Annotated in this window: 11 protein-coding genes; 5 read left to right on the top strand and 6 right to left on the bottom strand. The window is 63.2% G+C overall.

Features of this window, described 5'->3' with window-relative positions; all coding sequences use genetic code 11:
- The first annotated feature begins 320 nt into the window (after window positions 1-320).
- On the top strand, window positions 321-596 hold the full coding sequence (locus tag HWY05_RS02275) for a YodC family protein (protein WP_035557884.1): 276 nt from the start codon (window positions 321-323) through the stop codon (window positions 594-596).
- A gap of 38 nt (window positions 597-634) precedes the next feature.
- Here HWY05_RS02275 and HWY05_RS02270 read toward each other — a convergent pair whose 3' ends face one another.
- Window positions 635-946 carry a superinfection immunity protein gene (locus tag HWY05_RS02270; protein ID WP_176057259.1) on the bottom strand — a complete coding sequence of 104 codons (312 nt, stop codon included), beginning with the start codon at window positions 944-946 and terminating at the stop codon, window positions 635-637.
- Window positions 947-1,151: 205 nt separating this feature from the next.
- Between HWY05_RS02270 and HWY05_RS02265 the strand changes: the two genes are divergently transcribed.
- Window positions 1,152-2,615, top strand: a complete 1,464-nt coding sequence (locus tag HWY05_RS02265; RefSeq protein WP_176057258.1) for a M20 family metallopeptidase — start codon at window positions 1,152-1,154, stop codon at window positions 2,613-2,615.
- Window positions 2,616-3,104: 489 nt separating this feature from the next.
- Window positions 3,105-3,992, top strand: a complete 888-nt coding sequence (locus HWY05_RS02260; RefSeq protein ID WP_035557877.1) for a crotonase/enoyl-CoA hydratase family protein — start codon at window positions 3,105-3,107, stop codon at window positions 3,990-3,992.
- Window positions 3,993-4,065: 73 nt separating this feature from the next.
- Here HWY05_RS02260 and pdeR read toward each other — a convergent pair whose 3' ends face one another.
- The 4 genes from pdeR to HWY05_RS02240 all read right to left on the bottom strand — a co-directional run bounded on the left by pdeR (window position 4,066) and on the right by HWY05_RS02240 (window position 11,836).
- The gene (gene pdeR / locus HWY05_RS02255; protein ID WP_035557874.1) at window positions 4,066-6,069 is read right to left on the bottom strand and encodes a cyclic di-GMP phosphodiesterase; all 2,004 of its coding nucleotides are present in this window, start codon (window positions 6,067-6,069) and stop codon (window positions 4,066-4,068) included.
- Window positions 6,070-6,298: 229 nt separating this feature from the next.
- A complete protein-coding gene (locus tag HWY05_RS02250; protein ID WP_176057257.1) occupies window positions 6,299-10,798 on the bottom strand; it encodes a DEAD/DEAH box helicase in 4,500 nt (1,499 codons plus the stop codon).
- A 215-nt stretch (window positions 10,799-11,013) separates the two neighbouring features.
- Window positions 11,014-11,397, bottom strand: coding sequence for a DUF1493 family protein (locus HWY05_RS02245; protein ID WP_176057256.1), 384 nt, complete (start codon window positions 11,395-11,397; stop codon window positions 11,014-11,016).
- A gap of 1 nt (window position 11,398) precedes the next feature.
- Complete coding sequence (locus tag HWY05_RS02240; protein WP_176057255.1) at window positions 11,399-11,836, bottom strand: STM2901 family protein; 438 nt, start codon at window positions 11,834-11,836, stop codon at window positions 11,399-11,401.
- Window positions 11,837-12,261: 425 nt separating this feature from the next.
- On the opposite strand from HWY05_RS02240, the gene HWY05_RS02235 reads away from it, so the two are divergent.
- Window positions 12,262-13,311 carry an aldo/keto reductase gene (locus HWY05_RS02235; protein WP_176057254.1) on the top strand — a complete coding sequence of 350 codons (1,050 nt, stop codon included), beginning with the start codon at window positions 12,262-12,264 and terminating at the stop codon, window positions 13,309-13,311.
- A 70-nt stretch (window positions 13,312-13,381) separates the two neighbouring features.
- On the opposite strand, the gene HWY05_RS02230 is transcribed toward HWY05_RS02235, so the two are convergent.
- Entirely contained in the window at window positions 13,382-13,741 is a 360-nt protein-coding gene (locus HWY05_RS02230) for a carboxymuconolactone decarboxylase family protein (RefSeq protein WP_035557863.1), read from the bottom strand.
- 119 nt (window positions 13,742-13,860) lie between these two features.
- Here HWY05_RS02230 and HWY05_RS02225 point away from each other — a divergent pair, with 119 nt between their 5' ends.
- The gene (locus tag HWY05_RS02225) at window positions 13,861-14,844 is read left to right on the top strand and encodes an AraC family transcriptional regulator (protein ID WP_035557860.1); all 984 of its coding nucleotides are present in this window, start codon (window positions 13,861-13,863) and stop codon (window positions 14,842-14,844) included.
- Window positions 14,845-15,010 lie beyond the last annotated feature (166 nt).

Here is a 15,010-nt window from a genome sequence, read left to right as displayed (position 1 = left end):
GCATTAAATATGACGAAATACAACTCGCATTTTCTACTGGGAAAGCGAGTCGAAAGCCGTAACTCTTGCGATCGTGCGGTGCCGCATGGGCGGCATGACTGGCTTGGTGTTGAAGGGTTTTCCCTGCTTTCTGTGCGCTGGCCCGCTATGCCAAACCTATTGCAGTGCCGCTGAAAACGATGTCAATAAAAAGCGCTTGCCGGGATTAAATTCAATTGTTAATCTGGGTTCACTTTTTAGAGTCATCCCTCAGAAGTTCCAACGTCGAAAAGTCCGGTGCAATGACTTAAATGCCGCTCAACAGTTCCAGGGGATTGAATATGCTGACCGCCACCATTGACGCACTTCAGATACCGCCAGCCGCGAGCTTCAACGTCGGCGACGTCGTGACGTTGAAGGACGGCGGCTCGCGCATGACGGTCACCTATGCGGGACCGGTGGCGCTCAATCCCGGCGACTGGCTGATCTGCGAGTGGTTCGACGAACACGGCGAATTGCGCCGCGAGATGTTCGCGCCGGCCAGCGTGCGCGCCGAGCCGCGCTCCATCCCCGCCGGGTCCGTGCAATGGAGCCGGGTGGGGCGCCGGGCCGCCTGAGCGCTCGCGGCCAGGCAAATCAGGTCGGCTTCGCGGCCTTACTTCTTCAAACTATCCCGTGCGGTGGCGCGTCGTTGCACGCGCACCAGCAACGCGGTCGAAAATGCCTTCATCCGCACGATCTTGCGTGTCTCGATCACCTCGCCGGCGACGTTCTTCGGCGGGTTCGGTTGCAACGACCAGTAAAGCGCAAGCAGCCAGCCGAAACCGGTCCAACCCAGGCACGCGTTGAAGAGCGCCAGCGTCAGCACGTCGTGACGCTTGCGACGATCCGCCAGAATCGCCGGCAGAAAATACAGCGCCAATGCGAGCACGGCGGCCACAGCCTGAACGATGACATTGCCCGCCATGGGGGCACTCCTCAAACGCAACGTAAACCACGATTGTCGCGCGATTGTTTCTTTTGCGCAGCGTCCATGCGGAACGATTTTTCGTGTCGAGCGACCGGTCGCCGCGGGCCGCTGGCGGCCGGGCCAGGTGGCGAGGGCTTCAGCGCATCGGGCATCAGGACTATCATGTCCGTTTCGACCGACCAGAGCCGACACGGACGCCACCATGATCTCCGACGATACGACCCAGCAGACCCAACGCATCAACCACGACACGCTACGCGAATTCGTCGACCGTAAATGGAACGATGAGATCGTGCCGGCGTTGACGGACTACATTGCGATTCCGGCGAAGAGCCCGGCGTTCGATCCCGAGTGGGTCAAGAACGGCTATCTGGAACGCGTGATCACCGACGCCGCGCAATGGGCCGAACAGCAACCCGTGCGCGGCCTGAAGCTCGAAGTGATCCGCTTGCCGGGCCGCACGCCGGTGATCTTCTTCGAAACGGCCGCGACCCGTTCGGGCAGCGAAGAAACCATCGTGCTGTACGGTCACCTCGACAAGCAGCCCGAGTTCGACGGCTGGCGCAACGACCTTGGTCCGTGGACGCCGAAGCTCGAGAACGACAAACTCTACGGCCGCGGCGGCGCCGACGACGGCTACGCGATCTATGCCAGCATTACCGCGCTCGCCGCGCTGGACGCGCAAGGTATCGAGCGTCCGCGTTGCGTCGGTCTGATCGAAACCTGCGAGGAGTCGGGCAGCTACGATCTGCTGCCGTACGTCGACGTCTTGCGCGAGCGACTCGGCAAGGTCGGGCTCGTCGTGTGTCTCGATTCGGGCGCGGGCAACTACGATCAACTGTGGCTCACCACGTCGCTACGCGGACTCGTGGCCGGCGACCTCGAAGTGCAGGTGCTCGACGAAGGCATTCACTCGGGCGGTTACGGCGGTATCGCGCCGTCGAGCTTCCGCATCATGCGGCAACTGTTCGACCGTCTCGAAGACTCCGCGAACGGCACGCTGCTGCCGAAGGGCTTCCACGTTCAGATTCCGGCCGACCGCCTGCGCGAAGCGGAAGCGACCGCGAATATTCTCGGCGACGACGTCTGGAAGAAACTGCCGTGGGCCTGCGGCGAGAACGGCCGCCAGGTGCTGCCCACCACCACCAATCCGCAGGAAGCGCTGCTCAATTCGACGTGGCGTCCGTCGTTGTCGGTGACCGGCGCGGCGGGCATGCCCGCGCTCGCCGATGCCGGCAACGTGCTGCGTCCGCGCACCGCGTTCAAGCTGTCGCTGCGTCTGCCGCCGATGATCGAAGCGGAGAAGGCCGTCGCCGAACTGAAGGCGCTGCTCGAAGTCGATCCGCCGTACAACGCGAAGGTGACGTTCAAGCCGGACGCGGGCGCGGCGAGCGGCTGGAGCGCGCCCGATCTCGCACCGTGGCTCGCCACCGCGCTCAACGACGCATCGCGTCAACACTATGGCGCCGACGTCGCGTACATGGGGCAGGGCGGCACGATTCCGTTGATGAACGTGCTGAAGGCGGGCTTCCCGAAATCGCAGTTCATGGTGTGCGGCGTGCTGGGGCCGAAGTCGAATGCGCACGGGCCGAACGAGTTCCTGCATGTGCCGTACGGCAAGAAGCTGACCGCCGCGGTGGCCGATGTGATCGCCGCCGCGCCGTGAGCGTTCGTACGTTCGTGCGCCCGTAAGTTCGTAGGTCCGGAGGTCCATGAGTTCGTGCCGCTCGGTCAGACCCGACCGGCACGACTCGCATAGCCGCGGGGAAAGACCCGCGCTATGCAATTTGGGTATTCCGTCTGTCAGGCCACCATTCAAAAAATATACATCCGCAATACGTATTTTCGATTGCATTGCCTAACCGCGCGTTATTTCCTTTTCATTCCAATTCGGCAAAAAATTCGGATTTACGCCGCCCGCTTTTTGCATGCGGCGGCATGCTCATTTGCGGGCTAATTTCGCCCATCTTCGGTGCGCAACCGTTTGCGTCCGCGGCATCGTGCGAATAGACGGCCGCCTGCCGCCGGAGCGCCGCCCGGCGTGGCTTCGATAAGCGCTTGCATTCATCTGTTGGTTACACCGCTCCCATCCGATTCCGGTCTGCTTTAGGCTCGCATTGCATTACCAGTGTTTAACCTTAAAGGACCGTTCAAAATGAATCTGCATAGCCACCACGCCTGCCGTCCGTTCATCGAAGCCGGCAACCTGTCGCAAATCTCCGCTTACTATGAAGAAGGCCGCAACATCATGTGGATGATGTTGCGAGCGCAACCGCGTCCCTGTTTCAACCTCGATCTGGTGCATGACATTCTGGGGCTCGCGCAGGCGGCGCGAGAGTCGGGGCTGCAGATCGATTTCTGGGTGACCGGGTCGTTGATTCCGACCATGTACAACGTCGGCGGCGATCTCGATTTCTTCGCCGAGACGATTCGTTCGGGCAAGCGCCAGGCGCTGATGGCCTACGCGCGGGCCTGTGTGGATTGCGTGCATGCCGCGGCGCGCGGCTTCGACACCGGCGCGATTTCGATCGCGATGGTGGAGGGCACGGCGCTCGGCGGCGGCTTCGAGGCGGCGCTCGCCCATCATTTCCTGCTGGCGCAGAACGATGCGCGCATGGGCTTCCCGGAGATCGCGTTCAATCTGTTTCCGGGCATGGGCGGGTACTCGCTGGTGGCGCGCAAGGCCGGCATGCGGCTCGCCGAGGAATTGATCGGCGTGGGGGAATCGCATACGGCGGAATGGCACTACGGCAAGGGGCTGGTCGATCAGTTGTTCGAACCCGGCGACGCCTATCTCGCCACGCGCACGTTTATCGATACGCTCAAGCCGAAGATGAACGGCATTCGCGCGATGTTGCGGGCCCGCCAGCGCGTGCTGCAATTGTCGCGTGCCGAACTGATGGAAATTACCGAAGACTGGGTGGACGCTGCTTTCACGATCGAGGAGAAGGACCTCGCCTTCATGGAGCGGCTGGTGACGCTGCAAAACCGCCGCACGTCTAACATGCGCCAGGCGGCTACCAGCGCGGCCAACTTCGCGTGAATCGCGGCTGATTCAAACGCCTCGAACCGCAACGGGCGGTCTCAATGGGACTTTCTACGGAGCGGGCGGAAGCTCAGGCAATCAGCCTGAGCTTCTGTCTATCCTGCAACCAGCGTTCGAATTCAGCGGCCGGCATGGCCTGGCCGTACAAAAAGCCCTGCACGTAATCGACGCCGAGTCCCTTCATGAACAGTTCTTCCGATTCGGTTTCGATCCCCTCGGCCACCACCTTCAGATCCAGCTCCTGCGCGACCGCCACCATGGAGCGCACGAGCGCCTGCGCCTTGGTGTCGGCGTTGATCGAGCGTACGAAGCTGCGGTCGAGCTTGATCAGGTCGAGCGGAATGCGGCCCAGTTGCGACAGCGACGAGTAGCCGGTGCCGAAGTCGTCCAGATGCACCTGCGCGCCGAGCACGCGGAACTGTTTGATGAGCTCCAGTGCGGCCGCTTCGTCTTCGATCAGGCAGCTCTCGGTGAGCTCGAGATCGATCAGGCAAGGGTCGAGACTGGCGTTCTGCAGCGCCTCGGTGAAATGACGCACCACGGCCGTATCGACCAGTTGCCGCGCCGACACGTTGATCGCGATGCGCAGGTTGTAGCCGTCCGCTTTCCACCTGGCGGCCTGCTTCGCGGCGGTGTTCATGACCCAGCGGCCGAGCACGCCGATCAGACCGGATTCCTCCGCATAGCGGATGAACTCCGCCGGCATGATCTGCCCGCGCTCCGGCGAATTCCAGCGCACCAGCGCTTCGGCACCTTGCACCGTGCCAGTGGCGAGCGACAGCTTGGGCTGGTAGTGCAACGTTAGCTGGCCTTCGTCGAGCCCGCGGCGCAGGTTGGTGTCGAGCCACATGTACTCGGCGACCCGGCGGTTCATGTCCGGCGAGAACACGCGGTGCGTGCGCTTGCCTTCGTCTTTGGCGACGTACATGGCCGTGTCGGCCGAACGGATCAGCGATTCGAGACTGTCGCCGTGTTCCGGATAGCACGCAATGCCGATCGAGCAGCCGGTGTAGACCTCCACGAGGCCCAGTGCGAACGGCGTGCGCATGCGTTCGAGAATGCGCTGCGCGGTGGCTTCGAGTTCGTGCGCAGTGCCCTTGGCCGCGAGCACGATGAACTCGTCGCCGCCGAGTCGCGCGAGCACGTCGCCTTCGTTCAGGCAGGTGCTGATGGCCGACGACACGTCGCGGATCAGCCGGTCGCCGAACACGTGACCGTAGTGGTCGTTGACCTTCTTGAAGTTGTCGAGATCGAGGAACAGCACGCCGACCGCTTCACCGGGCGCGGCTTCTTCGATCGCGACGCGGATCTTGTCCTGGATCGCGTTGCGGTTGGCGAGGCCGGTGAGCGCGTCGGTATTGGCCAGCAGGGTGAGCCGTTCCTGCGCGAGGCGTTCTTCGGTGATGTCGGTGCCCGAGCAGATCAGGAATTGCTCTTCGACGCCGCTGCCGCTCTGGACGAATTTATTGCGGAACAGGAAGAGCCGTTCACCGTGCACGGTCTTGATGCGCCGCTCGACTTCATACGACACGCCGCGATTGAAGAAGCCGGCAATGTTCTGGCTGGAGGCGGCGCCGTCTTCGGTGGACATGAACAGCGCCCACACGTTGCGGCCGATGATGTTCTCTTCCTTGACGCCGGTGAGTTCTTCGGCCAGCCGGTTGAAGCGTTGTATTCGCCCATGCCGGTCCACGATCACCACGACCGAATTCACTTCGGAGACGACCTGTTCGGCGAACGACAGACCATGCACCAGATCGCGCGCCACCGATTCGGTGTCGTCGTACGCGGACGCGGTGCCGGCCCAGGTGTTGCTGTTGAGTTTTTTGCCGACCAGATGCAGACGCAACGGTTCGCCGAAGAGGCGCACGTCGAAGATCAGATGCGAGGTGACGCCGGTCAGGCAACGAATCTGCGAAGCTTGTTGAGGGTTCAGCGGAATCGCGACATTGGCGGGTACGTCGCCGGTAACGGGCGTGAGTTCAAGCGCGTTGCTGTCGGTCGACAGACGCCAGCATGGGCTGCTTGTGCCGAACTGGGCAAAAAGCACCTGCTCGTGTTGGTCGTCGTTCATGGGATCCCCGGGCGATGTGTGCCGTTGGCCGCCGTAAAGGCGGAAGGCGGCAGACAGTCTTCATCATACTTAAGACTCTACCCATTGTAGCTAAGCGGCTGCGCTTCGGGCTTATAAACATTAACGGTAGGACAGCCCGGAGCTTTAGGGCTTGCTTCAAAATCGGCTTTAGTGCTTCTAAATGACCCGACTGTGTAATTAGCCGGGTAATTCGCTGTGTAATTCGCGTTCAAACCGCGTGCAAACCCTGGAACCTTTTTGCCAGCCAGCCGCGTGCCCGCTCCCGTTCGACCGGGTTTTCCTCCACAGTGGGCGCGAACCAGAAAGTCCCTGCCACGAGTGTGGCGATCACCACGCCATCGCGATACAGCACCCGATTGCCGGCCACGGCGGGCACGCGTTCGCCGACAAGCAAGGTGCCCGCCAGATTCAACGGATCGGTGCCGGCGACGCACACAAAAGCACTGTCGTTCGCATGGCGGCGAACCTCTCGCAATAGGGGAATCGCTTCCGGCAACGCAAACTGTTCGCCCGCTAGACCGTTGACGAAGCGTCCGCCGCGAATCACGCCGCGCGCTTCGAGGCGTTGCAGCACGCGCAGCAGATCGCGCCACGGCGGCAGCCAGTCGGCCTCGCGTTCGAGCAGACGCCAGAACACGACGCCATAGCGGCGCAGCAGCGTCATGGCGACGTGTTCGAGCACGTCGGGCGGCAACTGCCTGCGCCGCTCGGGTGCAGGTGTGGGCACTGGCTCGGCGGCGGGCGCCGGGCGGCTGACCAGCGCCCAACGACCCGCATCGTCCATTCCTCCGATCAATGCGCTCGACCTCGCGCGCCGGTTGCTGGTGAACGCATTGCGTTTGGCCACGGGCTTCAGCAGCGCGCGTAGGCCCGCGAAACTGTCCGAGTTTACGAGACCGGCGGCCACCAGTTCGCCTAATGCGCTCTCCAGTTCCATCCGCAAAACGCGGACTTCCGTCAGCAGTTCGTCGAAGAAGATGGCGCCGTGTTGCGCCAGCGCGTCGTAGACGCTTTGCGCGCGCGCCGACAACGCCGCTTGCTTCGACGGATCGATCAACGCGTTCCACATGCGCACCTGGCCGCGCGGCAACAGCACGATCGGTGTGCTGCGAACCGGTCCGGCACCACTGCGCGCACGGTCGCTCAGACGGGTCCAGACGATCTTGCCGGCCCGGCATAGTTCGTCGAGCGAAGTGTTCGAATAAGCCTTCACGCGAGCCGGCAGGATGTCGTCTTCCCACGCGCCCGCGGCGGCCTGGAAGCCTTCCATCTGGTCGAGCACCGCGGCGAGCGCGTCGCGGCCCTCGCTGCGTGTGTCGGGCGTCAGGTGCTGCCATGCGAACAGAAAGCGCATGAAGTCGCGCCGTTCCACCGGCTCGATTTCGCGACGCAAGCGTTTCACCGTGTAGCGGTGGATGCGTGCGAGCAGATGGCGTTCGCACCATTCTTCCACGTCGGCGTGCGGCGTGAAGCGGCCGCGCATTACGTAGCCTTCCGCTTCAAGGCGCGTCAGCGTTGGTTCGACCGATGCCGCCGGCAAAGTGAGCGCTTGCGCGATCGCTTCGACCGGCAGCGGGCCGAAGCCGGTCAGGCGCGCGCGTAGGACGTCGAGCAGGGCGTCGTCGGCGGTCCAGGTTTCGGCGTAGCCTTTGGGCGCGACGAGCGGCGGCGCGTAGCGAGCGGCCGGGACGTCAGGGTAGAGCGCCTGGAAGCCGGTGAGGCGTTCGGCGGGCAGCCACAGCGCGACTTTTTCGCTGACCTGCAGGCGTGTCGCGCGGCCCGACCCGGCCAGCGCGGCGAGCCATGCGGGCCAGTCTTCGTGCGCCTGCGCTTCGGCCTCGGTGATGCAGGCGAGGCCCGTCAGCGCTTCGTGCATCTCGTCGGCGTTGCGCGCCTGCGGCCAGGCTTCGTCGCGCACGCTGTCGATCGCGTCGGCGTCGAGTGCGCCAAGGTCGTCGGCGCTGGCGGGATCGGTCCAGCGGCGATTCATCACCGCCTGCGTGCGGCGTTCCTCGATCGGCGCGTCGTCCAGATAGGCGTACGGTTTCGCGGTCAGGATTTCGGCGGCCAGCGGCGATGGCGCCGGCAAATCACGCGCCACCAGTTGCACGTCTCCCTGTTCGATACGGCGCAGCAGCGCCAGCCAGGTGTCACTATCCATCGCGTCGTGCAGACAGTCGTCGACGGTCTGGTCGACTAGCGGATGACGCGGCAATTCGCGCTCGCCGACGACGTTCTCCAGACACGCCGCCTGCTCCGGAAACACGCTTGTGAGGAGGTCTTCGCTGCGCATGCGCTGCAGTTGCGGCGCGGTTTTGCGGCCACCGGTGTAACGCGGCAAACCGAGCGCGGTGGTCGCGTTCCAGCGCCAGCGCACGCCGAACAGCGGCGCGTCGAGCAGCGCCTGGATCAGCAGATGTTCGGCGCTGTTCGAATGCAGATAGCGCCACACTTCGTCGAGCACGAACGAGTGGCTGCCGGTCAGCGACAGGACGATCGCGTCCTCGGTAGCGGCGGCTTGCAGTTCGAAGTTGAAGGTCCGGCAAAAACGCTTGCGCAGCGCGAGTCCCCACGCGCGGTTCACGCGGCTGCCGAACGGCGCGTGAATCACGAGTTGGGTGCCACCGGATTCGTCGAAGAAACGCTCCATGACCAGCGTGTTTTGCGTCGGCAGCACGCCGAGCGCGGCGCGGGCGCGGGCGAGATAGTCGACGATCTGGCGCGCAGCGGCTTCGTCGAGACCGAGGGTGTCGATGAGCCAGTCGATCGCGTGGTCGAGGTGGGCGGGGTGCGTTTCGGTTTCGGTTTGCGCTTCGAGCAAATGCCCGATCTGCTCTCTTAAGCGCGCCACGCCGAACGACAGTTCGTCGCTGCGTCCCGGCGCTTCGCCGAGCCAGAACGGAATATTCGGCGGCTGGCCTTGCGCGTCCTCGACCCGCACGCGGCCGCTCTCGATCCGCAGAATCCGGTACGACGCATTGCCGAGCTGGAACACGTCGCCGGCCAGACTTTCGACCGCGAAGTCTTCGTTGACCGTGCCGATGTTGATCGCCTGCGGTTCGAGCACGACGGCGTAGTCGGCGTTCTCGGGAATCGTGCCGCCCGAGGTCACGGCCACCAGCTTGCCGCCGCGCCGGCCGCGCAGCGTGCCGCTCACCACATCGCGATGGATATACGCGCCGCGCGGACCGTTGCGGCTCGTGTAGCCTTCGGCAAGCATGCGCAGCACGGCGTCGTACTGCTCGCGTTCGAGATCCACGTAGGGCGCGGCGCGCCGCATCATGTCGAACAGCGCGTCTTCGTCCCACTCGGCGCTGGAGACTTCGGCGACGATCTGCTGCGCGAGCACGTCGAGCGGCGCGCGCGGAATCCGCAGCGCGTCGAGTTCGCCGCGCTGCACGCAATCGAGCAGCGCCGCGCATTCGATCAGATCGTCGCGCGAGGCGGGAAACAGCCGCCCTTTGGGCATGCCGCCGACCTGATGGCCCGAGCGTCCGACGCGTTGCAGGAACGGCGCGATCGCGCGCGGCGAACCCATCTGGCAGACCAGTTCGACATCGCCGATATCGATGCCGAGTTCCAGCGATGCCGTTGCGATCAGCACGCGCAATTCACCGCGTTTGAGGCGCTGCTCGGCGTCGAAGCGATGTTCTTTCGCGAGGCTGCCGTGATGTGCGGCGACCGCGTTCTTGCCCAGCCGCTCGGTCAGATGACGCGCGGCGCGTTCGGCCATGCGGCGCGTGTTGACGAACACCAGCGTGGTGCGGTGCATCGCCACCAGTTCGGCGAGGCGGTCGTAGACGCGTTCCCACACTTCGTTCGACATGACCGCTTCGAGCGGCACCGGCGGGATTTCCAGCGCGAGATCGCGGGCGCGGATATGGCCGACGTCGATGATCGCGCAGTCGGCGGACTCGCTGCTCGCGAGACTCGCGCCGCCCACCAGAAAGCGTGCGACCGCGCTGACCGGCTTTTGCGTGGCCGACAGGCCGATACGCGGCAAGCGACGCTGGCACAACGCGTCGAGCCGTTCGAGGCTGAGCGCGAGATGACTGCCGCGCTTGCTGCCCGCGAGCGCGTGAATTTCATCGACGATGACCGTGCGCACGGTGGCGAGCATGCGGCGGCCGGAGTCGGAGCCGAGCAGCACGTAGAGCGATTCGGGTGTGGTCACCAGGATGTGCGGCGCGCGTTTTTTTAGCGCGTTGCGCTCTTGCTGCGTGGTGTCGCCGGTGCGCACGGCGGTGCGGATATCGAGCGGCGGCAGGCCGAGCGCGGCGAGTTCTTCGGCGATGCCTTGCAATGGAGATTGCAGGTTGATGCGGATGTCGTTGGAAAGGGCTTTCAGCGGCGAGATGTAGACCACCAGCGTTTCATCGGGCAGGGCGCCGCCGTTGGCGAGGCCTTGCTGGACCAGATCGTCGAGTGCGGAGAGGAAGGCGGTGAGGGTTTTGCCGGAGCCGGTCGGAGCGGCGACCAGCGTGGAGCGGCCGCTGCGGATTTGCGGCCATGCGGCGGTTTGGGCGTCGGTGGGCGCGGGGAAGGTTTTTTTGAACCAGTTGGAGACGGCGGGGTGGAAGGGGGTTAGGGCGGTGGACGTGGTGGACGTGGTTGATTGGGCCGAGGTTGTGCCCGCCGCTTTGCGCGACGCTTTGGATGGGCGAGCCGCGTTTAGCGCGGCGGTGGGCTTTGTCTTTGCCGAAGTCATGGGGCTTAGATGGGGGCGTGGCGTGCCATATCTAGAGGCGCGGTTTCGGGTCAGTCTGGCAGGTTTACGCGGGGTTTGCTGGGGGGACGCGAGGCGGGTGACCGTGTGCGCGAGCGAGCCGGGCGGTCGATGCAATCAATTGCAATGAAGTGATTGCGGCACGAAATGAAAACCCGGCGCGAAGCGGGGCTCATTTGGGCAAGGAAGGGGGTTATCTACGGTTGTCGGCGAAGGCCGATACTGCGTGCTGCTTCAATCTCTTCGGTGTCCCATTTCCCGCGTCGCATCGCTTCGGCGAGCATACCCAGGGTAAGCGGCACGAGTTCTGGATCGCGGAATTTCTCCGAGAACACGCCGAGAACTGACTTGATCACGTCGAGGCTGTCCGGGCCAAAGTAGCGACGATACGGGAAACCATAGGCCTTGACGTGGAAAGTCTCAGCCCATTTGTCGATAAATTCGACAGCATCAAGCCCAGTTAGCCGGAGGTCTTCTTCAAGTCTGCTAGCCGGTGTCAATCTAAGTGGACCGCCGAAAATCGGCCGCCCCAATTCTTTGCGGGCAAACGCTTCAAGTTGATCCCAAGTTTCATCGGCCATTTCAGAATATCCGGTCTTCGGGCTTTACCAGCCTGTTAAACATCATCACCGAGTGTCTCATGATAAGAAAGACATCGCGAGCCAGCACCACCACACCAATCACCGGAATCGCTCTTCCAACGAAAGCCCCAAGACTTCTGGTCATCGCGATCCGAAGACCGCCGATTCCGGCGCGGGTAATGGTAGGTAAACGGATTGCTACGTTGAACGGGAGGAGTCGCCGCGCTGCTAGCGAGGCGACTGATGTGCCTGTCACCGCACCGCCAAGCTTCCCTGCGACGGGCACGTCATTGTTACCAAGCAAGATAGCTGCCGCACTGGCAAGGTCATCAAGACCAAGTTGCTTTCGGGTTTCGTCCAAAGCCACGAAGACAAACAGGTCCACGGGGCGAAGGTTGGTATGGAGGCCATATCTGTAAACGTTGTGATTATCACTCATCGCATTCTCCGTCAGAAGGCCGCGATTTTAGCGGGCAAATTATTCCAATTTATGCGATCTCGATATTGGGATGGCGTTATGCGTGATGGGTGCTTAGCGAGCAGCGGGGCGACATGGTGAATTTGTTGGCGAGGATGTTCTTTCAGGTTGAGATGGCGCTTGTTCGTATTGATTTTCAAGAGGTTTGACAATTAATCGTCGGCCTCATCTTTGGCCGCAACGACGAATATTTTTTGTACATTGAATGAGTCGTAAAGATTAGAGGCGACGAGAATATTTACCTCGACAGATTGAATTAAATCGCGCCGCGTCCGTGACTACCAGCAACACCGACCCGTGGCCCTGCCGCCCCGCCAGCCGACTTCCCCCAATTGCAGTAACCTCTACGCCTCACCCATCCACCCCTTCACGATGGAGTCTCCGCAATGCGTTACAACCCGTTAGGCCGCACTGGAGTTTTTGTTTCAGAACTATGTCTGGGCACGATGACCTTCGGCGGCGGCGAGGGCATCTGGAAGCAGATCGGCGATCTGCAGCAGGCCGACGCGGAGCGGCTGGTCGGCCGGTCGCTCGACGCGGGCATCAACTTCATCGACACGGCCGACGTCTACGCGGGCGGCCTGTCCGAACAGATCACCGGCCAGGCGCTGAAAAACCTCAAGGTGCCGCGCGACAAAGTCGTCGTGGCGACCAAGGTGTTCGGCCAGACCGACGAGTTTCCGAATGCGCGCGGCGCGTCGCGGTATCACATCATCGACGGTGTGAAGGCAAGCCTGAAACGCCTGCAACTCGATCATGTCGACCTGTATCAGATCCACGGTTTCGATCCGGCCACGCCGATCGAAGAAACCGTGCGCGCGCTCGACACGCTGGTTCAGCACGGCCACGTGCGCTATGTCGGCGTGTCGAACTGGGCCGCGTGGCAGATCGTCAAGGCGCTCGGTATCGCGGAGCGCCTTGGGCTCGCGCGCTTCGAATCGCTGCAGGCGTATTACACGCTGGCGGGGCGCGACCTCGAACGCGAACTCGTGCCGATGCTGCACAGCGAAGGCCTGGGCCTGATGGTGTGGAGTCCGCTCGCGGGCGGTTTGCTGAGCGGCAAATATGGACGTGAGCAGCAGGGCGAGACGGGCAGCCGTCGCACGACGTTCGATTTTCCGCCGGTCAACCGTGAGCGCGCGTACGACTGCATCGACGTGATGCGCGATATCGCGGAGGCCAAGCACGTATCGGTCGCGCAGATCGCGCTCGCGTGGTTGTTGCACCAGCGGGTGGTGACGTCGGTGATCGTCGGCGCGAAGAAGGTCGAGCAACTCGACGACAACATCGCCGCGACCGCCGTCACGCTGACCGCGGATGAGCTGGCGAAGCTCGATCAGGTCAGCACGCTGCCGGCCGAGTATCCGGGCTGGATGCTGGAGCGCCAGGGCGAGGCGCGTCGCAAGCAGTTGGAAGAGGCGCGGCACGCGGTGTAACTACCGCGCGCAACGAAGCCGGTTGCATGCTCGTGTGCATGTAACCGGCTTTTTTCATGCAGTCGGACGATTACCGACCCGCATCCGCCGCGTCACTCGAATAAGCCGCGACCGCATCCATCGTCCGGGCCGAGTACACCATGGCCGCGCCGGCATTCATCGCCACCGCCACGCCCAGCGCTTCGGCGATTTCATCGCGCGTCGCGCCATGCTTCAGCGCTTCGGCCGTATGCACGGTAATACAACCGTCACAACGCAAGCTCACCGCGACAGCCAGCGAAATCAGCTCACGCGTCTTCGCGCCCAGCAGATCGCTTTTCTGACCCGCGCTCGACATCGTCTGATAGGCCCGGACGGTATCCGGCGACAGTTTGCCGATCTCGCCGATGCGGCCGAACAGTTCTTTGCGGTATTCGATCCAGTTCAACATGGCCATGCTCCTTCGTCTCTATTGCGCGTCGGCGGGTGCCGGCGTCGTGAGACAAAGTATTGCGCTGCGCCGCGATATCCTGAATACTCAATTCGCTCAACTTTTAGCGCGATCGTCTCATGGACATGCTCAGCCGATTGATCGACCTTGCCCGCCCGCAAGCCAGCCTCGATCTGCGTTGCCTTCTCTCGGGCGGCTTCGATATCGATCACGCGCCGATGGAAACGGGTATCGCGCCGTTTCATCTGGTGCTCGGGGGCGCCTGCCTGATCGAAACCACCGGCGGCGGGGAAGTGGCGCTGCGGCCGGGCGATTTCGTGCTGTTTCCGCACGGTGCGGCGCATCGTGTGCGCAATGTGGCGCGAACTAACGCCACGGCGCCGTTGACGCTAAGTCACGACGGCATGCTGCCCGTGCGACGCAACGACGGCCACGACAGCGACGATAGCAACAACGGCGACAACAGCAACGCGCCCGCGGCGCAGCCCGATGTCGATCTCCTCTGCGGCCGCTTCGTTTACTCGCCGGGCTCATCCGCGTTACTGCTGAATGCGCTGCCCGATCCGTTCCACGTGTCGCTCGGCGGCGCGCAGGCACTCGGGCCGTTGCAAACGGTGATCGCGCTGATGCGCGCCGAGGCGGAGCATCGTCAACCGGGCGCGCTGGCCATCGTCACCGCGCTGAGCCACGCGCTCTTCGCGATGGCCTTGCGCGTGCATGGCGAACAGAACGCGTCGACCTCGGGCGTGCTGACGCTGCTCGCTGACGCGCGTCTGGGCGCATCCGTACAAAGCATGTTGAGCGCGCCGGAGCGTGCATGGACGATTGCCGAACTAGGCGACGTCGCCGCGATGTCCCGGGCCACTTACGCGCGCCATTTCAACGAGCGGGCGGGCATGACGGTAATGGATTTCCTCACGCAGATCCGCATGACGATCGCGTGCGACCTGCTGTTGCGCACGCAGCGTAGCGCGGCGGAGATCGGCGAGATGGTGGGCTATCAATCGGAAGCCGCGTTTGGCAAGGCGTTTCAGCAAAGTATCGGCGTGACGCCGGGGCGTTACCGGCGTCGGCCGCAAGAGGATGATGCGGCGCAAGGCTAGCTGCGCTTGCTTGCGGCGAATGCCGCTCTGCGCACCTGGCGATCGTGAGGTTTGCAAATCGTGTGTCAGAAAATACGTACGTTGCTCGGGACATTCAGATTGCATGCCGTGCTTACGTGCGCTTTACCGGTCCGAGGCTGGCTGTATCGAGAATAACTCCTTGAAG

Origin of the sequence: Paraburkholderia sp. BCC1876 (genome assembly GCF_902833695.1) — a bacterium.
In the GTDB taxonomy this organism is placed as follows: domain Bacteria; phylum Pseudomonadota; class Gammaproteobacteria; order Burkholderiales; family Burkholderiaceae; genus Paraburkholderia.
This window is presented reverse-complemented; position numbering and strand designations above follow the sequence as displayed.